This window comes from Gluconobacter cerinus (assembly GCF_002723935.1).
Taxonomy (GTDB): domain Bacteria; phylum Pseudomonadota; class Alphaproteobacteria; order Acetobacterales; family Acetobacteraceae; genus Gluconobacter; species Gluconobacter cerinus.
Genome location: NZ_BEWM01000006.1, coordinates 66,161 through 90,962 on the forward strand (window position 1 = coordinate 66,161; position 24,802 = coordinate 90,962).

Annotated in this window: 22 protein-coding genes; 8 read left to right on the plus strand and 14 right to left on the minus strand. The window is 58.1% G+C overall.

Features of this window, described 5'->3' with window-relative positions; translation table 11 throughout:
- Nucleotides 1–145: 145 nt before the first annotated feature.
- From GCE01_RS13795 to GCE01_RS13805, 3 genes are all read left to right on the plus strand, one after another.
- A complete protein-coding gene (locus GCE01_RS13795) occupies nucleotides 146–1,861 on the plus strand; it encodes a S41 family peptidase (protein ID WP_244591229.1) in 1,716 nt (571 codons plus the stop codon).
- 26 nt (nucleotides 1,862–1,887) lie between these two features.
- A complete protein-coding gene (locus tag GCE01_RS13800) occupies nucleotides 1,888–2,229 on the plus strand; it encodes a DUF1491 family protein (RefSeq protein WP_099213355.1) in 342 nt (113 codons plus the stop codon).
- A 142-nt stretch (nucleotides 2,230–2,371) separates the two neighbouring features.
- Nucleotides 2,372–3,520: an OmpA family protein gene (locus GCE01_RS13805; RefSeq protein WP_099213312.1), complete on the plus strand. Its 1,149-nt coding sequence runs from the start codon at nucleotides 2,372–2,374 to the stop codon at nucleotides 3,518–3,520.
- A 140-nt stretch (nucleotides 3,521–3,660) separates the two neighbouring features.
- Here the strand turns inward: GCE01_RS13805 and GCE01_RS13810 are convergent, their stop codons facing one another.
- Nucleotides 3,661–4,212 (minus strand): hypothetical protein, encoded by a 552-nt coding sequence (locus GCE01_RS13810; RefSeq protein ID WP_046900929.1) that lies wholly within the window; start codon nucleotides 4,210–4,212, stop codon nucleotides 3,661–3,663.
- 316 nt (nucleotides 4,213–4,528) lie between these two features.
- Between GCE01_RS13810 and GCE01_RS13815 the strand changes: the two genes are divergently transcribed.
- The 3 genes from GCE01_RS13815 (at nucleotide 4,529) to GCE01_RS13825 (ending at nucleotide 8,085) form a co-directional block, all read left to right on the plus strand.
- Nucleotides 4,529–5,089: a hypothetical protein gene (locus GCE01_RS13815; protein ID WP_249203008.1), complete on the plus strand. Its 561-nt coding sequence runs from the start codon at nucleotides 4,529–4,531 to the stop codon at nucleotides 5,087–5,089.
- Nucleotides 5,090–5,170: 81 nt separating this feature from the next.
- Nucleotides 5,171–7,186, plus strand: coding sequence for a DNA topoisomerase IV subunit B (gene parE, locus GCE01_RS13820; RefSeq protein ID WP_046900259.1), 2,016 nt, complete (start codon nucleotides 5,171–5,173; stop codon nucleotides 7,184–7,186).
- A 2-nt stretch (nucleotides 7,187–7,188) separates the two neighbouring features.
- The gene (locus GCE01_RS13825) at nucleotides 7,189–8,085 is read left to right on the plus strand and encodes an EamA family transporter (protein WP_046900260.1); all 897 of its coding nucleotides are present in this window, start codon (nucleotides 7,189–7,191) and stop codon (nucleotides 8,083–8,085) included.
- 19 nt (nucleotides 8,086–8,104) lie between these two features.
- Here the strand turns inward: GCE01_RS13825 and dld are convergent, their stop codons facing one another.
- The 5 genes from dld to ileS form a co-directional block, all read right to left on the minus strand.
- Nucleotides 8,105–9,820, minus strand: coding sequence for a D-lactate dehydrogenase (dld, locus tag GCE01_RS13830; protein WP_099213313.1), 1,716 nt, complete (start codon nucleotides 9,818–9,820; stop codon nucleotides 8,105–8,107).
- Nucleotides 9,821–9,985: 165 nt separating this feature from the next.
- Nucleotides 9,986–11,848 carry a DNA mismatch repair endonuclease MutL gene (gene mutL, locus GCE01_RS13835; protein ID WP_099213314.1) on the minus strand — a complete coding sequence of 621 codons (1,863 nt, stop codon included), beginning with the start codon at nucleotides 11,846–11,848 and terminating at the stop codon, nucleotides 9,986–9,988.
- Between the two features lie 39 nt (nucleotides 11,849–11,887).
- A complete protein-coding gene (locus GCE01_RS13840) occupies nucleotides 11,888–12,463 on the minus strand; it encodes a DUF3035 domain-containing protein (RefSeq protein ID WP_064274244.1) in 576 nt (191 codons plus the stop codon).
- 49 nt (nucleotides 12,464–12,512) lie between these two features.
- A complete protein-coding gene (gene lspA, locus GCE01_RS13845) occupies nucleotides 12,513–13,025 on the minus strand; it encodes a signal peptidase II (RefSeq protein WP_080951423.1) in 513 nt (170 codons plus the stop codon).
- Entirely contained in the window at nucleotides 13,025–15,871 is a 2,847-nt protein-coding gene (gene ileS / locus GCE01_RS13850) for an isoleucine--tRNA ligase (RefSeq protein ID WP_099213315.1), read from the minus strand. The genes lspA and ileS overlap by 1 nt, the downstream gene beginning before the upstream one ends.
- A 219-nt stretch (nucleotides 15,872–16,090) precedes the next feature.
- Between ileS and GCE01_RS13855 the strand changes: the two genes are divergently transcribed.
- Both GCE01_RS13855 and GCE01_RS13860 read left to right on the plus strand, forming a co-directional pair.
- The gene (locus GCE01_RS13855; protein ID WP_099213356.1) at nucleotides 16,091–17,056 is read left to right on the plus strand and encodes a TraB/GumN family protein; all 966 of its coding nucleotides are present in this window, start codon (nucleotides 16,091–16,093) and stop codon (nucleotides 17,054–17,056) included.
- An 89-nt stretch (nucleotides 17,057–17,145) separates the two neighbouring features.
- Nucleotides 17,146–17,925, plus strand: coding sequence for a tetratricopeptide repeat protein (locus tag GCE01_RS13860; RefSeq protein ID WP_099213316.1), 780 nt, complete (start codon nucleotides 17,146–17,148; stop codon nucleotides 17,923–17,925).
- Between the two features lie 23 nt (nucleotides 17,926–17,948).
- Here the strand turns inward: GCE01_RS13860 and GCE01_RS13865 are convergent, their stop codons facing one another.
- From GCE01_RS13865 to GCE01_RS13900, 8 genes are all read right to left on the minus strand, one after another.
- Nucleotides 17,949–20,336: a TonB-dependent receptor gene (locus GCE01_RS13865; protein ID WP_099213317.1), complete on the minus strand. Its 2,388-nt coding sequence runs from the start codon at nucleotides 20,334–20,336 to the stop codon at nucleotides 17,949–17,951.
- A 219-nt stretch (nucleotides 20,337–20,555) separates the two neighbouring features.
- Nucleotides 20,556–21,479 carry a bifunctional riboflavin kinase/FAD synthetase gene (locus GCE01_RS13870; protein ID WP_099213318.1) on the minus strand — a complete coding sequence of 308 codons (924 nt, stop codon included), beginning with the start codon at nucleotides 21,477–21,479 and terminating at the stop codon, nucleotides 20,556–20,558.
- On the minus strand, nucleotides 21,476–22,156 hold the full coding sequence (mtnC, locus tag GCE01_RS13875; protein ID WP_099213319.1) for an acireductone synthase: 681 nt from the start codon (nucleotides 22,154–22,156) through the stop codon (nucleotides 21,476–21,478). The genes GCE01_RS13870 and mtnC overlap by 4 nt, the downstream gene beginning before the upstream one ends.
- A 9-nt stretch (nucleotides 22,157–22,165) precedes the next feature.
- Complete coding sequence (locus tag GCE01_RS13880; protein ID WP_046900271.1) at nucleotides 22,166–22,720, minus strand: 1,2-dihydroxy-3-keto-5-methylthiopentene dioxygenase; 555 nt, start codon at nucleotides 22,718–22,720, stop codon at nucleotides 22,166–22,168.
- A 3-nt stretch (nucleotides 22,721–22,723) separates the two neighbouring features.
- Nucleotides 22,724–23,350 (minus strand): methylthioribulose 1-phosphate dehydratase, encoded by a 627-nt coding sequence (locus tag GCE01_RS13885; protein ID WP_099213320.1) that lies wholly within the window; start codon nucleotides 23,348–23,350, stop codon nucleotides 22,724–22,726.
- Nucleotides 23,350–23,607, minus strand: a complete 258-nt coding sequence (locus GCE01_RS13890) for a twin-arginine translocase TatA/TatE family subunit (protein ID WP_046900273.1) — start codon at nucleotides 23,605–23,607, stop codon at nucleotides 23,350–23,352. Before GCE01_RS13890 ends, GCE01_RS13885 begins: the two co-directional genes overlap by 1 nt.
- A 71-nt stretch (nucleotides 23,608–23,678) precedes the next feature.
- Nucleotides 23,679–24,149, minus strand: a complete 471-nt coding sequence (locus GCE01_RS13895; protein WP_046900274.1) for a CHAP domain-containing protein — start codon at nucleotides 24,147–24,149, stop codon at nucleotides 23,679–23,681.
- Nucleotides 24,146–24,754 carry a regulatory protein RecX gene (locus tag GCE01_RS13900; protein ID WP_046900930.1) on the minus strand — a complete coding sequence of 203 codons (609 nt, stop codon included), beginning with the start codon at nucleotides 24,752–24,754 and terminating at the stop codon, nucleotides 24,146–24,148. Before GCE01_RS13900 ends, GCE01_RS13895 begins: the two co-directional genes overlap by 4 nt.
- Nucleotides 24,755–24,802 lie beyond the last annotated feature (48 nt).

A 24,802-nucleotide genomic window follows, 5' to 3' on the forward strand; every position in this document is an offset into this window, starting at 1 on the left:
GTTACTCTGGAAGGGGTGTGACCTGGTTGCACTCCTTCCAACAATGTCATTGGTGTGTCTTTACCGGGGCCGAAGTTTGTGGCGTGGTCAAAAGATGGATGGGGTAACCACTTCCTTCTTTCCGCCTCTCCTCAAGGACCCCTCTTTGCGCCATGCCGCACGTCCCATGATCCTGTTTCTGTCGCATATTCGCGAGACGGCGTGCCGCCCGGTTCTTATCCTCAGCCTTCTCACACTGGCGCTGGGAGGAAGTGTCCAGCCTGCTCTTGCCCAGACGCAGGCCACGCCATCAAGCAGCACACCTACATCACCTGAAGCCGCTCCGGCCTTTGCTGGTGGCATGACCAGAGACGTTCTTGTCGCCGCCCTCGGGTTTCTGGCGCCGCGCACCCTTGATGCCCATTCCGCAAGGGAATTCTGTATCTGGGGACTGGATGGGCTAACAGCGATTGATCCCACAATTATCGTGACAACGAACCCTGCTGAGGATCGTGACAGTCAGCATATTCCTGAAACAGTGACAATCACGCGTGGGCAGAAGGCTTTCTTCAAGCATCCCCTCCCCGCTGATACCAGCCGAACCGGATGGGCCGATCTTGTAACTGCCGCCATGGACGCTGCCTGGTCCCACTCATCCACGATCCGGGAGGCGGGTGATGATGCCCTGCTTCAAGGGTTCTTTGATGAACTGTTCAACCACATGGACCCGTATTCACGGTATCTGGGACCGACCCCTGCGGTTGCGGACCGAACACGCCGTACCGGCCAAAGCGGCACTGTAGGCCTGACGCTGGGACAAAAAGGTCATTCGATCGTTGTGACGGCTGTCAATGCCAATGGACCGGCTTGGGAGGCTGGGGTGGACATGGGACAGCGTTTGGTCTCGGTGAATGGAAAATCTACGCACGGACAGTCTCCTGATACCGTCCAGAGCTGGCTGAACGGAGATGAGCGCACAGCCGTATCTCTGGCCCTCGCCTCCAAGGGAAAACGTCCGGCGACCTTGAAGCTGATGAGAGCGCAGGTCCCGCCCGAGACTGTTTTTGCATCTACGATGGATGCCTACACGCTTCTGAGGATCTCTTCCTTTTCTACCCAGACGGCTGAGGAAATCAGCCAGTATCTCGATCAGGTGGTGGAAGATGACACACCCGATGGCCCTGGTGCCACGCAGGCGGCAGGCAAAGCAAAGCGCCCTGCGGGGATCATCATTGATCTGCGCGGGGATCGTGGCGGCGTTCTTCAACAGGCTGTTACGGCTGCCGCCCTGTTCCTCGATCATGGCGTAGCAGTCACAACGCATGGCCGCGATCCTCAGGCCAATCACATCTGGGCCGTTCAAGGCGGCGACATGACAAGTGGAGCGCCAATTGTCATTCTCGTGGATGGCCGCACAGCAAGTGCAGCGGAAATTCTTGCCGCAGCCTTGGCCGATCATCGCCGCGCCGTCGTCATTGGCAGCGAGACCTTGGGCAAGGGTCTGGTTCAGGTGATTGGCCAGATGCCCAATGGCGGCGAACTGTTCGTGACATGGAGCCGAAATCAGGCCCCGCTGGGCTGGCCCATTCAAGGTCTGGGCGTCATGCCACAGGTTTGCACCTCCCGGGGGAGCGATGACCTGCATGCCCAGCTTGACGCCCTGAAAAACGGGAATGCCCCGCAGGCAGGCGCTGTTCAAATGGCTCGGGCAGCGCGCTATCCCGTTCCTGTTGCCCGAATTCTGGACATTCGACGTCATTGCCCGGCAGCGATCGGGACAGACGCAGACATGGACACGGCAAGATTCATGCTGTCTTCTGCTTCGGCCTACAAGGCAGCACTTGAAGCTGTCCCAGACGAAAATACCGCACCTCTGCACTAACTTTTCAGGATATGGACGGAACTTTCATGGGTGCACGTTTAAAAACAGGTCTCTGGGTGCGCGCCGTGATGCGACGGATTTCTTCCGACGGCACGTCCGCCATGGTCCTGAAAAAGGGTGATGAGGATGCCGGAGCCGTCCTGATCGTTCTCAGGGACCGCGACGACAATGTTGCCCTCCTCCGTGAAAATGGTTCTGACTGGATTCGGGCCGACGTTGAAGGTGCTGCCGGACTGGAAGAGTATCTGGAACGCCAGCGTCGCTATGATCCGGACCTCTGGGTCATTGAACTGGAAGTTCGGAATGTGGCCACGCCGCTGGAACGAACACTCGGTTCGCGTCGCGCAGATCTGGACGTGATGCACTGAACTGTGGGAGGGAGGACACACTGGGCGACGAACATGCCCATTGTGAAACTTTCGCATCACCCATTAAAGGGTTCGGCGCGTTGCCATCGCCTGTAGTTTCGGCAAGAAGACTTTCAAATTGGGTTGGTTGGAGAGAAATGACATGATGCAGCGATCCGTTTTCAGGACCTGGCTTGCCCGGGCCGGGCTCACTGCAGGCGTTTCGATGCTGGTCATGGGGGCCGCAGAGGCGCAGCCGGTCAGGGGACTGTACGTTTCCGGGTCTGGCGGCGCGAGCTTCAACCAGGATCAGACAGTCCGTCTTTCTCCTGTCTTCCCGAGCGGCCGTGACCATTATCAGGCAGGCGTCACGGGACTCGGCAGCGTTGGCTGGGGCCTCGGAAACGGGTTCCGGGTCGAGGTTGAGGGAAATTACCGCAACAATCGTCTCCAGCAGTTCAAGAGCAGCCTGTTCCCGTCTTCTGTTGGTGGTCGCCAGCAGAGCTACGGCGTGATGGCAAATGCCCTGTTTGACATGGATATCGGGCAGTCCTGGGTTTATCCGTATTTCGGCGCAGGCGTAGGCTACGGCTGGCAGTCCATGAACACCTATGTTCATGCGCCTAGCGGTGCATTCGACCAGCACGTCACGGGTACGGCAGGAAACTTCGCCTATCAGGGCATCTTCGGTCTGTCCTTCCCTGTTCCCTGGGTGGTTGGTCTCTCTGCCACGACAGAATACCGTTTCTACTCCCTGCTTGGGCCTAACGGTCATCACGCTACGGCGACAGGCGTTTACGGCGGCTGGGATCAGAAGCAGGCTTATGGCTCTTCCACGGGCAACCGCGATACCCGCACGAACTTCAATCACTCGCTGCTCCTAGGCCTGCGTTACGAGTTCAACCCGGCTCCGCCGCCTGCGCCACCAGCTCCAGCAGTGATTGCTGCGCCCGCGCCAGCCCCGACACGCACGTATCTGGTCTTCTTTGACTGGGATTCGGCTGCTCTGAGCGAACGTGCGAAGTCTGTGGTTGCTGAAGCTGCCAAGAATTCCACTTCGACCCAGGTCACGCATATTGAAGTCAGCGGATATACGGACACGTCCGCTGCCCAGCCAGGTGCACGCGGTCAGGCCTACAATCTCGGCCTCTCCAACCGTCGCGCCGAAAGTGTGAAGGCTGAGCTGATCCGTGACGGTGTGGCAGCTGGCCTCATTTCAACACAGGGCTTTGGCGAGGCTCACCCCCTCGTCCCGACAGGCCCGAATGCTCGTGAGCCTCAGAACCGCCGCGTTGAAATCGATTTCAAGTAAGGTTTAGCCTTACTGTTTAAACGGCCTTGAAAGTCGGCGCCCTTGACTGGGTGCCGGCTTTTTTCATGTCTGATCCGGTAAAAACGATACAAAAAAAGCGGGGATAAACCCCGCCTTTTTCGTCACGAAGCTGAAGAGCTTCAGTGCTTGCGACGTGTCGTCTGACGCGTAGCTGTCTTCTTTTTCGTGGTGGTTGTAGCAGCCTTCGGCGTCGGTGCCGTAACAGCAGGCTTGGCAACAACAACGCCGGTCGCATCCACAGTGATGTGTACAACGAGGTGTTCGCGCTTCTTGCCACCACCTGGGATCAGCTCCGCCGTGAACGTGTCTGCGCCAGCATAGGCCGTTGCAGGGGTATAGTTCACGTAGGTGTGGCCATCGTAGTTGTAGAGGAAAGCCTTGCCGTGTGACGGCGCAGGATTCACACCGAAGGAGGAATAGCTGCTGCCGAAGGACTTCTGCACGGAGATCGCGCAGAGGCCATCGTCACTGCGAACGGTCATGTCCACGTTCATCGTGCCATCAGCGGCGGTTGTGACCGGCGAGACGTGGCAGACTGCAGAAACCTTCTGGTAGCCGAAGGGGTTCGGCGTCACAGAGCGTTGAACGATCGCCTGCTGTGCGCAGCCGGAAAGAAGCAGGGAAAAGGCAAAGGCCGATCCCAGGGTAATGACGGAACCTCGCAGGCGCACGGTCAACTCCAACGCTCGTGACAGACTTAATGCCGCGCTTCCCGCGACAAGATAGACGTTCGCATGTAGAACAGGACGAGGCGGGGTGAAAGCCTGTCCGTCTCCCTTATGCGTACTTTCAGGGCTTTTTCTGCGGTCGGCGCGATAAATTACAATTGAGAACGCGAACGCCCATTTTCCGCCACGAAATTATGTTGCAGGTAAAGAGCTTGCCGCACGTTTCTCACATGCGGATTCATCTTTCCGCGGGCCGCAAGCCCGGATTATGCTGTCTGTCTGTTTCCGGCCATCAGTCCCGGCCTTGTGGAGTTTGTCGATGCCTTCGTTTTTCCGTCGTTCCTTCGTCCGTCTGGCTGGTGCTGGCCTGGCGTGCACAACACTGTTCGCCGCTCATGCCACGCCAGCTTTCGCAGCTGAGTGCGGCAACTCCCCGGCTCATGAAGCTTTTGACGTCGCCGGCCTGAAGTCCGAACTGATGGTAACCGCTCTCTCCTGCAAGTCGCAGGATCGCTACAACGCGTTCGTTGCCAAGTTCCGCCCGTCCCTTCTGGACGCGGAAAAGCGCCTTGATGGCTATTTCCGCACCACATACGGCCGCCGCGCTCAGGCGGCTCACGATGATTACATCACGCAGCTGGCTGATGTGCAGTCTCTTGGCGGCCTGAAGTCCGGCACGGTCTTCTGTGAACAGCGCACAGCCATGTTCGATGAGATTGATGCACTCGAAACAGGTTCCGACCTGGCTCACTACGCCGAAGCCAAAGATGTCGCCCAGCCTGCGTCCTATGAGAGCTGTGCAGCACCTGCCACGGTTGACCGTCGTCCGCGCCATGGCACAACCAAAAGCACCACGACGCGTCGCACGCACCGCGCCTGATCTGCTGCCAAAAGTCAGTCGTTCTGTTCCATCCGGAAGCGTTCTCTTGACGTTCCGGACTGGGACGGCGACAACGCAGACATGAGCGATCTGTTCGAGTCAGGCAAAGCAGGAAATACCAAGGCGACTGGCGGCCGCAAAGGCGCCGTCAACACGGATTATGGCGCACAGGATATCGAGGTCCTTGAAGGACTGGAGCCTGTTCGTCGTCGCCCTGGAATGTATATCGGTGGCACGGATGATAACGCCTATCATCACCTTGCCTCCGAAATTCTCGATAATGCCATGGATGAAGCCGTAGCCGGCCATGCCAGTAGCATCGAAATGCGACTGGAAGGCCCGCGGACACTCATGGTGCGCGATAACGGCCGTGGCATCCCAACGGACCCTCATCCCAAATTCCCGGATAAATCCGCGCTGGAAGTGATCTTTACGACGCTTCATGCGGGCGGAAAATTCTCTGGAAAGGCGTATGATACGTCTGGCGGCCTGCATGGCGTCGGCAGTTCGGTTGTCAACGCGCTTTCTGACAAGCTTGAAGTGGAGGTCGCCCGGGACCGGGTACTTTATCGGCAGGATTTCTCCCGTGGTGTGCCGCTTGGCCCGTTAGCAGAAGTCGGCAAGGCTCCCAATCGTCGAGGCACCACGGTTCGATTTTCGCCTGATCCGGAAATCTTCGGGAATCTTCATTTCTCCGCATCCCGCTTGTACCGGCTCTGCTGCTCCAAGGCCGCTCTGTTCCGTGGCGTCATCATTCAGTGGAAATGTGATCCGGAGCTGATCAAGGCTGGCGACGAAACACCAGTCGAAGCCACGATCCAGTTTCCAAACGGTCTGGAAGATGCCCTGACGGCAGAACTCGGTGCCAACCCTGATCTGTTGACGCCACTTTGGGCCGGAGAAGCTGAGCTTCCTCTGGCAGCCGACGGCCGAACAGGTGGCAAGGTAGAGTGGGCTGTCGCGTTTCTGGAAGCTGGCACATCCACACTCACCTCCTACTGCAACACGATTCCCACGCCGCAGGGCGGCACGCATGAAGCGGGCTTTCGAGCTGCTCTGGTTAAGGGTTTCCGTTCCTGGGGGGACCAGCGCAAGGTCAAACGAGCAGCGGCGATCACGGCTGAAGATGTTCTTGGCGCCGTTGCCGCCAAGCTTTCTGTTTTTATTCGTGACCCGCAGTTTCAGGGCCAGACCAAGGACAAGCTGACCAATCAGGAAGCCTCGCGTCTTGTAGAAGGCGCCCTGCGTGACCGAATCGATCATTGGCTCGGCGGGAACCCGCAGCAGGCCGATAATCTTCTGGCGTTCATGGTGGAGCGCGCTGAAGAACGTTTGCGCCGTCGTGAAGTCAAGGAAACGGCGCGAAAAAGCGCGACCCGCAAACTGCGCCTTCCCGGCAAGCTGACAGACTGCACCCGCGAGAACGCCTCCGAGACCGAACTGTTTCTGGTCGAGGGCGAATCGGCCGGTGGCTCTGCGCGCCAGGCACGTGACCGGGAAACGCAGGCGGTTCTGCCACTGCGTGGCAAGATTCTGAACGTCGCCTCCGCCACCGCCGACAAGCTCCGCGGAAATCAGGAACTCCGTGACCTGACGGAAGCTCTTGGCTGCGGTCTGGGGTCGTCTTTCGACATCAGCCGACTTCGCTACGGCCGCGTCATCATCATGACAGACGCTGACGTCGACGGTGCGCATATCGCCTCCCTTCTGATGACGTTTTTCTATCGCGAAATGCCGGAACTGATCCGTCATGGTCATCTGCATCTGGCTCAGCCGCCGCTGTATCGCCTGACGCATGGGGCAAAGACGGTCTATGCGATGAACGATCAGGATCGTGACAAGCGCATCAAGGCGGACTTCAAGTCCAATGCGAAGGTCGAGGTGTCCCGATTCAAGGGTCTGGGCGAGATGCCTGTGAAGGACCTCAAGCAGACGACGATGGACCCTGCACGCCGGACGCTTCTGCGAGTGGTCGCTCTTCCTGAAGATCGCGCGCTGACAAGCGAGCGCGTGGAAAGCCTCATGGGGCGCAAGCCGGAACTCCGATTCCGCTTCATCCAGGAGCATGCTCGTTCCGTCGAAGATCTTGACGTCTGAACGTGACCACTGGTGTGCAGCCTGTTGAAAAATACGGACAACTTAAGGCGGTAGGGCTACTGATCGGGGGGATATCCTCCTTCCAGATCGGCGCCACGCTGGCGAAGGGGCTTTTCCCGCTCTTTGGTCCAACCGGAATGGTGGGCCTGCGTGTCTGCATGGCCGCACTCATTCTGCTGGCCATCTGGCGCCCGACTCGCATGACCCTGACACCAGCAGCCCTGAAGCTGCTGCTGCCTTATGGCGCGTCTGTCGCGGTCATGAACTTCTGCTTTTATGTGGCGCTGGTTCGCCTGCCACTGGGAATCGTGGTTGCACTTGAATTCACGGGCCCGCTGACGCTTGCACTTGCTGGATCACGTCGCTGGCTAGACCTGTGCTGGGTCCTCTTTGTGATTTCCGGGCTGTATCTGCTGCTGCGTCCCGAGACAGCAGCTGTGGCCGGATCTGCCCATGCTCTGGATATATTCGGAGTCTGTGCAGCACTCCTGAGTGGCTGCGGGTGGATCGTGTACATTCTCACAGGCACCCGCATGGGGAAGATACTGGATGCGGGGCAAGCAACGACACTGGGTATGGCGACGGCGGGGATTTTTCTTCTCCCCTGCCTGATCCCCACAATTCCCACCGTCATCACACATCCGTGGCAGGGAGGAGCGGCCCTCAGCGTGGCCGTTCTTTCCTCGGCCGTGCCTTATATCCTCGACATGATGGCCATGCGTCGACTTCGGCCGAAAGACCTTGGAATTCTGCTGAGCATGGAGCCCATGCTCGGCGCCGTTTCAGGATGGATCTTTCTGGGCGAAGCGCTGTCGATCACGCGATGGGCAGGCGTTCTGTGCATCGTTGTTGCGTCTCTCGGCAACGTTCTCACAGCCCGGAAAGCCACTCTGCACTAACCATCCGGGCAAAGGATAATCAGACGCTTTCAGCAACCCAGTTCCGGCGTTTGGTGGCTTTGCCAATACCCGGGTTAAAGCAGTTGCATGGGTCCAGACTGCGATAGTGTTCGATCATCTCTTCCGGCGCATCATAAAGATGACCGACGTTATGCTCGGCAGGATAACGGGCGCCCCGGGCTTCCAAACCTGGCAGCATGGAGTGCTCCACGGCCATAGCGTTGTAGCCCTTTTTCACCACGTAATCCTGATGCATCACGTGGCAGAAGAAGTGGCCGTAGTAGAGTTTGACGATAAGCTTGTCTTCAATCTCTTTCGGCAGGGTTTCAAACCATTCCCGGTCATTGCGGCGCAGCGCCACATCGAGAGCAACAATGTCTTCTGCCGTCTTTGAATGAACGGCACGATAACGGATGGCTGCTCCGGCTGCTGCAAAGCGATGAAGGAACGCCAGCTTGCCTTCTTCCGGGGTGCAGGCAAAGAAATCGCCAGACGTTTTTGAGTGCCAGTCTTCAAGATACGCTTTGACGGGCGCTGCAAGCTCCGCCGATACCTTGAGCATGAGATGATGCTCGAAACGATCCCGGAAATCACACATGCGTGCCGGGAGCTGCTTGGGAATAATCTTGCTGAACGCCTGAAGCAACAGGTCACTCAGGTGGCCTGAAATGCCGGGGATGCGCTGTACGGCAATATCGAACCGGGATTTCAGACCGAAGAACGTGGGCAGGAACCGTGTGCCCATGTAGCGAATGATGGCTGTCGTGTCCTTGCCATACACCTCGGCAATATTGAACGCGTCGCGGTGGATATATTCTCCGGCGATTGGCAACTCATCGAAGCTTGTCAGGATATGACGACGCAGATCTTCCAGATCCTGCGTGCTGTTGGTCCCGATGTAGAACACCGCTGGATTTTTATTGGCCTTGAAGGTGTCGAGGCGAACGGCAAACACAACCAGCTTTCCCGCGCATCCCGCGGCTTCGTGCCAGCGGTTGGGGTCCGCATTAAAGCGTGCAGGCGTTTCAGCATCCACGTCCCGCACATGCTGGGCGTAACCAGCGTCATGGCCGCGGCCTGCGTTCCAGTCGATAGCGCTATCCGGAAGTTGCCCAGCCTGGACGGCAGAAAGAATCTGCTCCGGATCACCCGCGAGGCGGATTCCGAGATGATTGACGAGATGCAGTTTCCCATCTGCCCCCATCTGACCGAACAGGGCCATTTCCGTGAAAGCAGGCCCGCGCTGGACCAGAGCGCCGCCGGAATTGTTACTCACACCCCCGAGAACAGAGGCACCGATACAGGATGAGCCAATAACCGAGTGGGGCTCGCGGCCAATCTTGGCGAGCTTTTCTTCCAGATCATGCAGGGTCGAGCCAGGAAGACAAACAACCTGCCGCCCCTCACCGATCAGGTGGATGCCATCCAACCGGTTCGTGCTGATGATGACGATCTCGCGGTCGTAGTCATTGCCGTCTGGTGTAGAGCCACCGGTCAGGCCGGTATTGGCGGCCTGCATGATGATGATCTTGCCGCTTTCAGCACAGAGCTTGGCAGCTTTCCACAGTTCAACAAGGTTTCCTGGCTGTAGAACGGCCAGCACATCGCCGAGCCCAAACCGGTATCCTTTACGGAAGCGATAAGTCGCGTTGGGCTTGGTCAGAACATGACGACGGCCAACGACCGAACGAAGGGCATCAAGGAAAACCGTGTTCCCGCTGGAGCTGGCCGGCATGTCTGTATTCTTCCTTCAACGTTTCTGGCGTTGCTACCGTCAAAGCGCAGCCAGCGGACTCCATGGTTCCAAAATTTACGCCTGTTCAGCGACAGGCTTACAGACACACCCGCAAGAGCGCGCCGTCCATGCCTCAGATCAAGCAATGGGATCACAATCGGGCGACTATTTAATACGCCCGAAAAGACGCTCGATCTCGCTACGCGTCAGTTTTAACCAGGTTGGACGGCCGTGCGAACAGGTATTGGCGCGCGGAGTACGCTCCATTTCCCGCAAAAGAGCATCCATTTCTTCCGGTTTCAGGCGTCGGCCCGCGCGAATGCTTCCATGACAGGCCATCCGGGCCAGAATGGCATCCAGACGATTGGAAAAACTATCCGTATTGCCAGCATCAAGATCCGGATCATTGGCGAGTTCATCCGCCACATCCCGCAGAAGGCCCTGAACGTCCTTTGTGCCGAGAAGGGCGGGGACTGATCGGAGCAGCACGCTCCCTGCACCAAAGGATTCGAGGTCTATCCCCAATCTGGACAGATCTTCAGACCGTGCCAGGAGAGCCTCAGCATCCCGCCGGGAAAGATCAACGACTTCAGGCAGTAGGAGCGCCTGAGACCGTAGAGTCCCGCTGGCATATTGCTCTCGCAAGCGCTCATGGGTCAGACGCTCATGAGCCGCATGCTGATCCACGAGAACCAGATCCCCATCAGGGGCAACGGCAATAATGTATGTGTCAAAGACCTGAGCCACCGAAGCGCCGAGCGGAAAAGAGGCGTCAAGATGCTCTGGGACAGGTTGGGGCGCACGCGCAGCCGGCGCAAAACCGGCCTCCTGCTCAGCAAAGCCCGATCGATCGGGAGCGAATGGCGCTGCCTTTGGCACACTTAAGGGCAACGATGCTGCTGGCTCTGCCCGGAACTCATTGAAAGAGGGCAGTTCAACAGGAACGTCTGGCCGCGACGGATAGGAAATTGAGGGACGCGATGGACGTGACCCAAAGCTGGCGTGGATTCCGCCTCCGCCACTGGACCCATGACCGAGGGCCCGACCCAAACCGCCAATGACGAGTGCCCGGACTTCAGCTTCATCGGCAAAGCGCAGTTCCGTCTTGGCAGGATGTACGTTCACATCCAGTCGCTCCAGAGGCACCTTGAGATGAAGAGCCATCACCGGAAAACGTCCACGTTCAATGACGGGACGATACGCCACACGAATGGCTGTCCGCAGCATGGGATCTGTAACCGGGCGGTGATTGACCATGATGAACTGGCCAGAACCGGTAGCCTTTGTTTTGGCAGGGCCACATGCAAAGCCGGACAGGCGTATATGGCCGCGCTGTTCATCAAGCGGGATCAGCGTGTCGGGTGTTGTCTCCAGAACCGTTGCCGTCCGGGCGATGGGGCTCTGTTCGGGCAGGTCAAACAGGACCTTGTCGTCCAGTGTGACGCGCATGGCGCAATGCGGCGCGCTCAGAGCCAGCCGCCGCATGACCGATTCGGCATGACTGTTTTCAACACGCGGGCTTTTAAGAAACTTGCGTCGCGCAGGGGTAGCGAAGAAGAGATCCGTAACCACAATCCGCGTGCCCACCGGACCGGACGATGGGTGTGGCGGCGTGATGACGCCTCCGTCGACACGAATGCACCAGGCCGTGTCAGATTCGGCTGTTCGGGATGTAATGGAAAGGCGTGCGCTTGCCCCAATGGATGGCAAGGCTTCCCCACGGAAACCAAGCGTGCGGATCTGAACGAGACGTTCGTCCTGCAATTTGGATGTGCAATGGCGCTGGACAGCCATGTCCAGCTCTTCCGGCGTCATGCCGCAACCATTGTCCGTGACATCAATACGATCTGTGCCGCCAGCGCGAAGGGCGACCACAAGACGTGTGGCGCCAGCATCAATCGCGTTCTCGACAAGCTCTTTCAGAGCCGCAGCCGGGCGTTCAATCACTTCACCCGCCGCAATCAGATCAACAACATGACCTGAAAGCCGACGGATGACCGGGCGTACAAGGGAAGTTTTCTCAGACAGGATGGTGGCTCACAATCCTGAAGGCAGGGAGAGTGCTGTTTACAGCACGCCCAGAAAGTGACCGCTCTTTTTCTTGACGGTCGGGGTCGCGCCTGTTGCAGGGTTACGCCCCAGAGCCGAGTTCTCACGAATACGGCGGTTTTCAGCGTCCCCGTCGACTACGGAGCCAGCCTGGCCGCCCTTCCAGAACATTAAGTTATCAACGAAGCCAGCATCGGCAGCACCGAGTTCGGCATTGTTGGGAGCACCCGAAGCCTTGTCCACCTGACCAACCAGCGCGGACTGGCCGCTGCTGTTTTCACCGTTGAACGGGTGAAGGGCTGCATCCGGAGACAGCGTTTCAAGAGCCTGCATCCGCGGGCTCTCGTCCGGACGGTGCGCATCGGCAGCACCAGGAAGCTGCATCTTCTCTGTAGGCGGCATGGACAGCGGAGCACGCGTCGTGACGGTGTATTCGTCTGGCATGTAGCGTTCCATGCCGAAGGCCCGCTCCAGATCGCTGCCTGAGCAACCAGACAGCATCAGGCCGAATGAAGCAATTGCACCCATCTGTACGCTGAGACGGGCAACTGGAAGACGGTTACGGCGCATTGAGGGACCCTGGGACGCGATCATGATGGGATAGTCCTACAGTCCACGCAGCGTGGGGGCAAGCTCCCCTTGTTCACTGCGGCTGGCTGTTACGTTCAGCAAGAAGAGAGTCGATCAGCCAGACGGCCACTCCGCACACAATACCGGCATCGGCAATGTTGAAGACATACCATGACCAGCCGAAGGCATGAGCATGAAGAAAATCTACAACAGCGCCGTACCGCAGGCGGTCAATGACGTTACCGATGGCTCCGCCTGCGATGGCCCCGCAGGCGCCGGCAACCAGGGTTCGGCGCGTCTTTGTCATGGTCCAGACCAGCAGGCAGACAGCCAGCAGCGAGACCGTGCAGAAGACCAGAGGCCCTTTGCTGCCTAGGCCACCAAACATTCCAAACGTCACGGCATGGTTCCAGACCATGGTGAAGTTCAGGAATGGGAGGATCTGGACGGACCCTTTCTCCGGCAGATTATAACCGTAGAGAATCCAGTCCTTGCTGGCCTGATCCAGAACGAGGACCAGAACCAGCAGGGCGAGCCCGAGAACCAGCCGCCCCATACGGCTCATACCTTCCTGCCAGAGGGACATCAGGCACTCACCACACTGACGCAGCGACGGCACAGAGCCGGATGCTCGGCATTTTCACCCACATCCGGAAGCACCTTCCAGCAACGGGCACATTTATGACCCGGCGCACGCTCGACTTCTGGGCCACCGTGAACTGTTTCGCCCGGAAGAAGCTCGATCTCCGCGTGGGACGTGATGAGCAGCTCTGCCCAGTCAATTCCGGTAAGAGACGCTGCCTCTTCCTGTGAGATCGGAAGCGTCACACTGGCTTCCAGAGAAGCGCCGATGACGCCATCACGGCGGGCTGTTTCCAGCTCGGTCGTGACAAGGCGGCGGTAAGCGCGGATCTCGTCCCAGTTGGCGCCCAGTTCCGGGTTGTTCCACTCGGCCTCAGGCTCAAAGAACTGCTCCAGATGGATGCTGCTCTCTTCACCGAAACGGGCGCTCCAGGCTTCTTCTGCGGTGAAGACCAGAACGGGTGCCAGCCAGGTGCAGAGCGCACGGTGCAGTGCATCCAGAACCGTGCGGGAGGCGCGGCGCGTCAGATCAGAAGGAGCGTCGCAGTAGATAGCGTCCTTACGGATATCGAAATAGAAGGCGGACAGATCCGTCGTGCAGAAACCATGCAGGGCCGGATAGACACCCACCCACTGGTGCGTCTCGACGGCCGTGCTGATCAGGCCGCGCAGTTCCGAGAGGCGGTGCAGGATATACTGCTCCAGCGGAGGCATTTCAGCGTAGGGGACAGCCTCTTCTTCCGTGAAGCCATCCAGCGCTCCCAGCAGCCAGCGCAGAGTGTTGCGCAGGCGACGGTAGAGTTCGCCCTGCTGCTTCAGGATCTCGTTGCCGATGCGCAGATCTTCATTCGTGTCGGAGTTCAGCACCCACAGACGCAGAATATCGGCACCCAGTGAGTCCGTGACGTCTGCCGGGGCAATGACGTTGCCGAGCGACTTGGACATCTTGCGGCCCTGCTCGTCCAGCACGAAGCCGTTCGTCACAAGGGCTTTGTAGGGGGCAACGCCACGTGTGCCGACGCTTTCCAGCAGGGACGACTGGAACCACCCGCGATGCTGATCAGAGCCTTCCAGATAAACGTCTGCCGGGAAATTCAGGCCTTCCTGCCCCAGAACGAACTGATGCGTGGAGCCGGATTCAAACCACACGTCCACAATATCGAAGACCTGTTCGTAGTCTGCCGGGTCACGGTTTGGACCAAGGAAAACAGCCGGGTCTGTGTCGTACCAGACGTCCGCACCCTTTTCGTGGAAAGCCTTGACGATCCGGTCCATGACGTCTGCATCACGCAGAACTTCACCGCTCCGCTTCTCAACGAAGACGGCAATCGGCACGCCCCAGGCGCGCTGACGGGAGATGCACCAGTCCGGACGCTGCTCGACCATGGATGTCAGGCGGCGACGGGCAGCCTCAGGCACGAAGGTGACAGGATCAAGCGCCTTGAGAGCCTTCTCACGCAGCTTCGTTTCCCCATCCATCGCGATGAACCATTGAGGTGTGGCGCGGAAGATGATCGGGGCTTTGGAACGCCAGGAATGCGGATACGAATGACGGATCTTGCTGCGGGCCATAAGGCCGGTCGCAGGTGCGTCATCATGTTCACCAGCCTGGCGGGCTTCCGTCAGCAGATCGCAGACCGGGTCAGCCGCTTTGAAAACATGGATGCCTTCAAGATGCGGAACCCATGACGCGTAGCGACCGTCATCCTGCACCAGTTCCGGCACTTCAATGCCGAACTGGCGGCAGACGATAAAGTCATCCTGACCATGAGACGGCGCCATGTGAACAAGGCCCGTACCAGCATCTGTCGTGACGAAATCGCCCGGAAGCATCGGCACGTCATATTCGTAACCACGACCACGTAGCGGATGAGCGGCAATAGCACCGTCCAGCGCGCTGCCGGGCAGCGTGTAAAGAATGTGATGCGCACTGATACCGGTTTCAGCGCAGAAGGCCTCAACACGGTCTTCCGCGATCAGCAGGCGCGCGCCCTGCGGGACAACGCTGGCTTCCGTGATCTCATCAGCACGCAGAACCACGTAGGTGATGTCCGGACCATAAGCGAGCGCGCGGTTGGCTGGAATGGTCCAGGGCGTGGTGGTCCAGATAACGGCTGAGACGCCATCGAGGGCGTCTCCCGGCGTCGGGTCCTTGATGATCGGGAAGGCGACAAAGATCGTGGTGGAATCAACGTCGTGGTATTCGATCTCGGCTTCGGCCAGCGCGGTCTTCTCGACGGGGCTCCACATAACAGGGCGGAGGCCCCGATACAGACCGCCATTCAGCAGGAACTTGCCGATTTCTCCAACGATTTTGGCTTCAGAGCTGTAGTCCATCGTGACGTAACGATTGGCCCACTCGGCCTGAACACCAATGCGTTTGAAGTCTTCTGCCTGCTTGCTCACCCACTCGGCGGCATACTGGCGACACTCTGCACGGAACTGGAGCAGGGGAACCTGATCCTTGTCCTTGCCAGCCTTGCGATACTGTTCCTCGATCCGCCATTCGATCGGCAGACCATGACAGTCCCAGCCCGGCTGATAGCGGACTTCGAAACCGGACATGCGATGCGCACGGTTGATGACGTCTTTCATCACCTTGTTTAGCGCATGACCAATGTGAATGTGCCCGTTGGCATACGGAGGGCCGTCGTGCAGCGTGAAGACCGGGCGTCCCTTCCCTTCCTCACGAATTTTCCCATCCAGATCCATGGCCGCCCAGCGGGCAAGCGTCTCGGGCTCACGCTTCGGCAGGCCACCCCGCATGGGGAAGCCGGTGCGCGGCAGGAACACAGTATCGCGGTAGCGGTCCTGCTGTTCTTTGAAGGTCGTATCGGACTTGTCGGACATGGGACGGGCCAACTTTGGTCATTCACACAAAATAAGGGGGACCATATGGAGATTGGGCGGGGATGTGGTCAAGTCTTCTGAGGGTAAACCGCGTCATGTTCTGCCAAAAACGCTGTTATTCAGGCCTTCAAGACAATTGAATGACAGGTCTGGTCATGGATTGTTTCAGGGGCAGAAGCATGATCTGTTTTGGCAGAAGATCTGTACGGGGGCATTTTCATGAAGACATTCTGGCTGGCTGCGATCCTGGCGATTGCTCCTTCTCTCGCGGTAGCACAGGCCCCTCGTTGTCCGGCGTCGGCAACTGTTCCGTCCAAATCTGATCTGCCTCATCTTCTGATGACATCCCAGGACCGCGGTTTTCTGTGGAAAGCCACGAAAGATGGTCATACGTCTTGGCTGTACGGCACTGTTCATGCCTCTCGCGAAGAATGGTTGATGCCTGGGCCGCTCATACGGTCCGCCATCCTGCAAAGCCAGGCTGTTGCGCTTGAACTGAATCTGCAGGATCCCCAGACACTGGCAGCCCTTCGCAAACCCGAAGAACCAGCTAACCGTGAAAAGCTGATTGCTTCAGGGCGGAAGAAAAAACTCGATGCCCTGGCAGATGAACTCTGTATTCCCACGGCAGGCTTTGCCACTACGGCAATCGGCCTTGAAGCGGCCGGGCTTAGCGCGTCAGCTGCGCGTGCAGATGGATATTATCCCGATTATGCCGTCGACTTTGTCCTTCAAGGAATGGCTGGCAGCCTGAAAAAAGAAGTTATCGCTCTCGAAGATGTTCAGACACAGCGTAACCTCCTGATCTCCCCGAGACTGTCCGAAGAAAACGCCTTCATTGATGAAACCATCAAGCAGATTTCCTCGGGGGAAGCGCGGAAGGATGAAGATCAGTTGATTGCGATGTGGGGGCGCAGCGATCTGACGCGACTGAACCAGTACAAACAGTGGTGCAAATGCGAGCGGACACCAGAGGAGAAACGCCAGACGCTCCGCATGGTTGATGAGCGAAATGCAGCGATGGCCCAGAAAATTCTGACCCTCCATGATTCTGGAAAGTCCCTGTTCGTGGCGGTTGGGTCTTTACACATGGCGGGCCCAGAAGGACTTCCTGCGCTCCTGAAAAAGGACGGTTTCGACGTTCAGCAGATCGTACCTGCGCCTTCGGCAAAAACGTCGCTATAAACAGCCGGCGCTTTGCCTGAACGACCTGGGGCGGTACAGTCTGGCAGCAGTATTTTCTGCATTCGGACAGGGCGGATGGTGACCCCGGCATGAAGCGCGTTTTCAGGAAAATCTTTTCCCGCCCACCCGAACGTGAGGCAGCCCCCCCGCTGCCGTCTCATATCGAGATCATCCGTGAGAAAGCCCTGAAAGGGCACCATCTGGAAATCGTCCAGTGGGGGCAGATCTTGCTGGAGAGCATTTATGTTCCCAAAGACCCTGTCGGGGCATTGGAATGGTTTACCATTGCAGCAAAGGCTGGGTTCGGGCCGGGGCACAATATGCGGGGCCGGTGCTTTCAATTCGGCTGGGGATGCGAACAAGACCTTCAGGAAGCCGCCCGGTGTTATGCAGCAGCAGCTGACGCAGGAGACGAATGGGGCCGCTATAATCTGGGCATTCTGACCATGCGGGGCATCGGGCACCCCCAGGATCTGCCAAAGGCGCTCAATCTGTTTCGAACAGCGGCACACAACGGCCATGCCAAATCCATGAACCTGTATGCGCGCTTTCTGGAGGAAGGCTGGGTTGTGCCCCAAGACCGCGCGGCAGCCTTGGACTGGTATCGGAAGTCAGCAGAAGGTGGAGATTACCGGGGGCAGCACAACTATGCGACGGCGCTGGTGGATGCTGGCCAGGTTGACGAAGCGCTGGGCTGGTGGCGCAAGGCTGTTGTGGATGCCACGTCTGACATTCTTCTGGCGATGAACAAGAAGCTGGCTCTTCTGGGAAACAAAAGAGACCCAGCTCTGGAAACACGGGTTCAGGACCGTCTGAAAGAAATGGGCGTACCGCCCTCCACCGAGGACGCAAAAGTCAGGCCGGAATAATCCGGCCTGACATAAGATAAGGCTCAATAATTGGCCGAAATGTTGGCCAGGAACGAGCGACCAACCGCAGGTGTTGCGCGGTCAGAGAACAGATTGCTGTAGTTCAGGCGGTTATCGAGGTTGTAGCCATTCATGGCGATCCGCCAGTGCTTGCCGAAATTATGGGAAATCACGGCATCCCACTCCATGGTGGCAGGAACACGCGCCGTATTGGCGGCATTGAGCCAAACCCCGTCGCGCCATGTCAGTCCGCCACCAAACGTCAGGTTCCAGGGACGATTGGGAGCGATGGTGTAGGTGGACCAGATGGTTGCCGAATTTTTCGGCGCATACTGAATACGCTTGCCAACATCCGCCGCCGTGAGGGAGCTAACTGTGGTCGCGTCGTAGTACGCGTAGGTGCCGATCATGGTCCAGTTCTTCAGGATCTCACCGGACACACTGAGTTCGACGCCCTGATTGCGCTGCCTGTCGCTGGATGACGTGACATCACCGGTAGACGCATCGGTCTGCATGGCGTTGCCCTTCTCCAGTCTGAAAACAGACGCCGTGAAGCCCATACGACCGTGGAAGGCGTTATATTTGGCGCCGAGCTCGTACAGGCTGCTGCGTTCCGGGCTGAATCCTTCCGTTGAGGATTTCAGAGGCTCGGTTCCACTGGTCACATACAGGCCAAGTGGTGTCGTGGACTGGGCCCAGTTGAAATAGACCATCAGATTGCTGTTTGGCGTGTACATGAGGCTGACACTGGGATTGAACGTATCCTGTGTCTGTCCATAAGAGACGCCTGCCCCGGCCTCCCCACCGTTCGCTGCGTAGTGACTGTCCCAGTGATCCCAGCGAAAGCCACCGCGGACCGAGAACCATGACGTCAGCCAGAACTGTTCGGAGAAGAACGCGCCAACATCAGTCGCATCGCCTGTCTTGTAACGCGGCTGGCCGACCCCGGACACATTGACCAGATCGTAGCTGTACTGACTGGCAGACCCCAACAATAGGCCCGGCTGCGTGGCAGAAGGGTTGAGAAGGCTTGTGGTATCGGCCTTTGTGCCATTCTGGCCGTTGAAGTTGTACGCGTAGTTTGTGCGGCGGTCATAAACGTGTTCGATATCCACACCTGCAATAATCTGGTGACGGATGCTGCCGGTCGAAAATTTCGCAACGCCGGAGAACACGTCCTGCACCGACCAGTCATTCTGCTGGTAGGGCTCTGGACCGCCAAGATGGCCACGTCTGTCAACAACCGCGGCAGACGGATTGGTGAAGAAATCCGTCGCGCAGGTTGTGTCACAGCCGGGCTGGGAGGCTGAGAAATAACGGCTGTATTTGCCGCCGCGAAGGTCGTTATAGAACGTGATGTTCTTGTTCAGGTCGAACTTCAGTCGGGCCGTCAGCATATCCACACTGGAGGCGTCCTGGTCATAGGTCGTGCCATACCAGTTGTTGCGGTTGAGCCCGTATTCCGTGATGGGGACAGCAACCTTTGTTCCCGGCTTGGTAATGACAGGCACACCATAATCCGGAACGTTGTTGCTGGTCTGATGCAGGTATTCGAGGGTGAGCGTTGTACGCTTGCCCAGGCCAAAGGCGATGGATGGCGCGATACCCCAGCGGTGCGAATAGACGTCATTCCGGCCAACCGTGTTGTTCTCGTTCCCCATACCCGTGATGCGGATGGCCGTTGATTCACCGATCTGCTTGTTGAAATCGAGAGTACCGCGATAGTAGTCAGCAGAGCCGCCTGAGAAACTGCCGCTATAGCTGTCCCCGAGGTGGGCAACCTTCGTGGTAATGTTGATCGCTCCGCCCGTCGTCCCGTTCCCGAAGACTTCCGACGAGGGTCCTTTGATGACCGTGATATGGTCGTAATCAAAGCTGTCTCGGGTATAGACGCCGAAGTCACGCAGGCCATTCTCGTAAATGTCGTTACTGGCCGAGAAGCCGCGGATCAGAAACTGATCTCCCGCCATTCCCCCCTCGCCCTCTCCGACAGACGCGGTGACACCCGGAACATTGCGCAAAGCCTCATCAAGGGATTTGACGTTCTGCTGCTCCATCAGGACTTTCGGCACAACGTTGATGGTCTGCGGCGTGTGCAGAACATCATCCGGGAGGCGGCTGATTCCCATAGGCGTCTGCAGAATGTTCATCGGCGAACCGACGACATGCAGATGCTCGGCCTCTGCGGCGCTGGCCTCCACACTACTGGCCTGCTGAACATCAGAATGAGGCGTTGGAGCCGTAGTTTTCGGTGTTTCCTTGGGAAGAGCTGCTGCATTGCGCCGCCCTTGTGAATGGCGCGTTTTGTGATGGTGCGAGGTGGACTGAGCATGGGCGGCCGTGCCCACCAATGTCAGACCAGCGGCAAGAGAAAGTGGCCCAAGGGGCCGGATGGAATGTTTCGGGTGCATCGCATCACGATCCTGCAAAAGGATAAAAGCGATTGCCCTTAAAGCGACAATGAGAATGATTCTCAATATAGGAAAGTGCGAATTTTACATCTTTCGTCATAAATTAGACATTCAGTGATATAATTAACACAGAGACCGCTCTGCGGATGTGGGCATAAAAAAACAGGCTGTTCCTCACGGAACAGCCTGCTGGAAGGCTCATCAAAAATGATGCGGGTTTTAAATCTCTAGAAGACCGCGCGCCTGTTCGGCATCCTGAGCAATCTGGGCCTTGAGCTCCTCGAGCCCCGAGAAGCGCTTTTCATCTCGCAGCAGAGCAATCAGAGCGACACTCAGGGTCTTGCCGTAAAGGTCTTCCGAAAAATCAAAGAGATGGACCTCAAGACGGCTTTCCTGCCCGTCGTTGATCGTCGGGCGTCGGCCAATATTTGCCACTCCGGGGATGACACGCCCATCTGGTAGCGTCACCTGAACGGCATAAACTCCGCGTGCGGGTTCGAGATGCTGACGGAGGGGAATGTTCGCTGTGGGAAAGCCCAGAAGCCGCCCCCGCTGATCTCCGTGGATAACCGGCCCGACGATCGACCATGGTCGGCCCAGTTCCAGGGCTGCCCGTTCAGGATATCCTTCCTGAAGGAGACGGCGAATGCGGCTGGATGAGATAGGGCCGCCCTCATCCACTAACTGCGGCACGATCGTCAGCCCGATACCCTTTGGCGCCAGAAGCGCTTCCAGATCGTCAGTATTGCCGGTTCTGCGGTGACCGAAGGCAAAATCTGCACCACAGGCGACGTGACGAACACCCAGAGACTGCAGAAGAACATCCTGAACGAAGGATTCAGCGCTTAACCGTGAAAACTCTTCGTCAAACGGAATCTGGAAAACGTGCGACACCCCCTGCTCTTCCAGAGCTTTGGCGCGAACGTCCGGGAGCATGAGCCGACACGGCGGGTCCTGAGGGCGAAACAGCTCTCTGGGATGCGGATCGAACGTCACGACGGACAGGGGATGGTCTGGACGTGCGGCACGGAGGCTATTCAGAAGGTGCACATGCCCGCGATGAACGCCGTCAAAATTCCCTAGAGCGGCAACTGTACCAAGGGCGTCCTTCGGGATATCCCGCCAATCAGTGTGCAGGGTCATGCGGGGAGACTGAACTTCTGAGTAACTTCATTCAGATCTGTCGCGTGTGGTACGCCTTCATGCGGCACTGTCTGATCCTGTGGCCGCACGAGCTGACAGACCTTAAGGCCAGCTTCCAACGCAGCATCCAGTTCTGCTCCGATATCAGAAAGGAAGAGAATATCTTCCGGCTTCAGGCCGCAGGCTGCCGCAATTTTTGTGTATGACGCTGCGTCTTTCTTCCCACCTGTGGAAAGGTCGAAAAAGCCGTCGAACAGGGACGTCAGGTCACCCTGCTCCGTGTAGCCATACAGAAGCTTCTGGGATGGAATGGAGCCGGAGGAGTACACCGCGAGACGCAAGCCGCCCTCAGACCAAGCCTTCAGGGCTGGTGGAACATCCTTGTAAAGATCTGCCCGGAGCGTGCCATCTTCAAAACCCTGCCGCCAGGTGATGCCCTGAAGTGTTTTGAGGGGAGCCGCTTTCTCGTCCTTGGCCATCCAGTCCTGACAGACCTTCAACGGATCTTCTCCAGGATGGGAGATGGCAATATCTGCTCGTGCGGCCACAACCTGCGGATTTGTGTGGTCTTCGATCAAAGCCGGAAGGGCCTTGGCCGCATAAGGGAACATGACGTCCCGAACGAAAGAGATCGGCAGGGTCGTGCCTTCGATATCAAGCAGGACGAGACGGATCATGTCGGACTTTCAGGAGGAAATGGAGACGTCTGCAGGGAAACGCTCGGCGATGTCATCGCCTGTATATTGCGCGATCCACCCGGTTGTGTCGGTAAAGACGCGCAGAGCGACCACATCCGGGGATGGGCCCGCATCAAACCAGTGCGGAATGCCTTCTGGCACAGAAATCAAGTCTCCGGCCGTGCAAAGAACCGAATAGATCCGGCCGTGAATGTGCAGGACGAAAGCGCCCTGACCATGCACGAAGAACCGGACTTCATCTTCGCTGTGCGTGTGCTCCGAGAGGAACTTTTTGCGCAACTCCGGCAGATTGGGCGTGGACGCATTGATGCGCACCACGTCTGCACTTCCCGCGCCCGTTTCACCCATAAGGGTGTCGAGATAGGGGCGATACGCGTCCAGAATTTCGTCCGTCGTCGCGTCTTTTGCAGGCGTGACAGGCGGCGTCCAGCGTTCAAAACGGATGTTGTGCGGGCGCAGGGTCTCGGCGATTTCCCCGGGGGTGGTGACGTCGAGAAGGATCGTTTCGGGGCTATCGTCCCGATAAACAGTCAGTCTGCTCATGGTTCAGCGTGCCTTCTGGAGACGGGCGAGATGGCAGGCGAGCAGAAATTCAAGCCCTTCAAGCCGCGCCAATGCTGTGAACATGTCTTTACCCCAGACATAAACGCCATGACCGCGGATCAGGTAACCCAGACGCATGTCCGACAGTTTCGGAGCGACAACTGTCGAGAGACGGGCGATATCCTGATCGTTGTGAAACAGTGGCAAGTCCAGACTGGTGTCGTGCGTTGGCTGGCCTTCGAAAACCTTCAGCACTTCATAGCCTGCGAGCGTGATCGCGTCTGTTGGTTCATCCATGGACAGGATGGTGGCCGCAACAGAGTGACCGTGCAGTACAGCACCGATCGACGGATCATGCGCATAGAGCTGGGTATGCAACAGGGTTTCTGCACTGGCACGCTTCGTCGGGTCCAGCGGTACGCCTTCAGGGGTGATCTGGATCACGTCCTGCTCTGTCAGGAAGCCTTTGTGGCCTCCAGAGCGCGTGATGGCGATGCGGCCATCTGCCAGACGTACGGACAGGTTGCCAGCTGTCGCTGGAACCCAGCCGCGCTGATCCATCCGCTGGCCTGCCCGGACGATTTGCCCGGCGGCCTCGGTCCATGCCGTATCAGACGTCGTATTCAACATCAGACCTGCGTGCGGTGCGTGTCGCTGTTGGTGGTCGTCTGGCTGTAGCCGGGCGACTGATTGGGGGCCGAGATATGACCCGGCGCCTGATTGGCTTCAGGCGGCGTCATGTTCTCGTCTTCGCCCATGTTCTTCTTGAAGGACTTGATGCCCTTCGCGAAGTCTCCCATCAGGCCGCTGATCTTTCCACCGCCGCCAAACACGACGAGCAGGACGACCGCCAGGATCAGCCAGTGAACGGGGCTCATGCTGCCCATAATGTATTACTCCGAAAAGCCAAGGCTACACCTTCATGTGGCAAGGCTTGGGCGTTTGTGCAAGCGTTCGCTCAGGACGCATCATCCGGACCGGAGGCCGAAACGAAGCCATAGGTTGGATAGGCTCGGCGCCCCAGGCCGTGAATGGGTGCCCACCAGACCCGGACGAGTGTCCAGTCATGACGGGGTGAAACATCCGTGATGGGAACATTGCGATCAATGCGTCCCGGTTCCCAGTTAGCATGATCTACGAGGATCGTGTTTGAAGAAATCTGTCTGCGCACGATGGAAACGTGTCCGCTCGGTACGCGTGACGTCGCCCGGAAGACCAGAACAGAGCCCGCAATGGGGGCATGGCTTCTGGCATAATGACCCGCGGACTGGCGCCACCATGAGGCAGCATCTCCCCGCAACTGAAGACCTGTTCGGGAGCGGGCATAAGGCGCGCACTGGAGTGGCCCATTGAAACTGGCACGACTGTATTCGCGGCTACCACCACAGGCTGTGAGTGACAGCAGCAGGCAGAGTGCCAGTTTTTTCATGGGCGGCTCCGGAAGGCAATGATGCGGTCTTCTGCTTCTTCAGTGTCCATTTCCAAAGCTGTCTGCACGACATCCCTGGAAAAACCATTGCGCGCAAAGATTCCCATAACGCGAACCGGATCCTCTTGCGGACGGTCCGGGCGGCAGAAAGGACCGACGCGACGTTTGCGCGCCAGGACGAGCGCCGCCGCCAGTTCCGCCTCCCGCGCCGTTTCGTCTGATCTTTCACCCAGCGATTCGTTGAGCGCTTCCTGTGTGGTTGTCTGATCAACGCCCTTCGTGGCCAGATGTGCGGCGACAGCTCGGCGAGATCGTCCGGTCCGGGTCAGGTTCAGAGCGCGGGAACGGGCGAATCCGGCATCATTGACGGCTCCGAGTTCTGTCATGGCGACAATGACGTCTTCCACGGCTGGCCGAAGAGTTCTGATTGTGGCTTCGGCATCTTCTTCAGGCAGCCCGGCATGCACGGCTCGCGTGCCCCAGCGCCGAAGACGACGTTCCAGCGTCTGGCGCAGACTATGCTCGGTTGTGGCAAAGCGAGCCACGTGGGCCAGGGCCATTTCGCGCAGTGCCTTGAAATCAGGTGCTGTTGGTATGTCCTCCATAGTGGAGGAGTATGCTGCGAAGAGGGCATTTACGGCAAGATCGGATAG

Coding starts and splice junctions, on each gene's coding strand:
- GCE01_RS13855 (WP_099213356.1), top strand. CDS start 16,091: ATGAAGACATTCTGGCTGGCTGCGATCCTGGCGATTGCTCCTTCTCTC.
- mtnC (WP_099213319.1), bottom strand. CDS start 22,156: ATGATCCGTCTCGTCCTGCTTGATATCGAAGGCACGACCCTGCCGATC.
- GCE01_RS13880 (WP_046900271.1), bottom strand. CDS start 22,720: ATGAGCAGACTGACTGTTTATCGGGACGATAGCCCCGAAACGATCCTT.
- GCE01_RS13815 (WP_249203008.1), top strand. CDS start 4,529: ATGCCTTCGTTTTTCCGTCGTTCCTTCGTCCGTCTGGCTGGTGCTGGC.
- dld (WP_099213313.1), bottom strand. CDS start 9,820: ATGCCGGCCAGCTCCAGCGGGAACACGGTTTTCCTTGATGCCCTTCGT.
- GCE01_RS13895 (WP_046900274.1), bottom strand. CDS start 24,149: ATGAAAAAACTGGCACTCTGCCTGCTGCTGTCACTCACAGCCTGTGGT.
- GCE01_RS13870 (WP_099213318.1), bottom strand. CDS start 21,479: ATGACCCTGCACACTGATTGGCGGGATATCCCGAAGGACGCCCTTGGT.
- GCE01_RS13840 (WP_064274244.1), bottom strand. CDS start 12,463: ATGATCGCGTCCCAGGGTCCCTCAATGCGCCGTAACCGTCTTCCAGTT.
- lspA (WP_080951423.1), bottom strand. CDS start 13,025: ATGTCCCTCTGGCAGGAAGGTATGAGCCGTATGGGGCGGCTGGTTCTC.
- GCE01_RS13800 (WP_099213355.1), top strand. CDS start 1,888: ATGGGTGCACGTTTAAAAACAGGTCTCTGGGTGCGCGCCGTGATGCGA.
- GCE01_RS13860 (WP_099213316.1), top strand. CDS start 17,146: ATGAAGCGCGTTTTCAGGAAAATCTTTTCCCGCCCACCCGAACGTGAG.
- parE (WP_046900259.1), top strand. CDS start 5,171: ATGAGCGATCTGTTCGAGTCAGGCAAAGCAGGAAATACCAAGGCGACT.
- GCE01_RS13890 (WP_046900273.1), bottom strand. CDS start 23,607: ATGGGCAGCATGAGCCCCGTTCACTGGCTGATCCTGGCGGTCGTCCTG.
- ileS (WP_099213315.1), bottom strand. CDS start 15,871: ATGTCCGACAAGTCCGATACGACCTTCAAAGAACAGCAGGACCGCTAC.
- GCE01_RS13805 (WP_099213312.1), top strand. CDS start 2,372: ATGATGCAGCGATCCGTTTTCAGGACCTGGCTTGCCCGGGCCGGGCTC.
- GCE01_RS13865 (WP_099213317.1), bottom strand. CDS start 20,336: ATGCACCCGAAACATTCCATCCGGCCCCTTGGGCCACTTTCTCTTGCC.
- GCE01_RS13900 (WP_046900930.1), bottom strand. CDS start 24,754: ATGGAGGACATACCAACAGCACCTGATTTCAAGGCACTGCGCGAAATG.
- GCE01_RS13885 (WP_099213320.1), bottom strand. CDS start 23,350: ATGTTGAATACGACGTCTGATACGGCATGGACCGAGGCCGCCGGGCAA.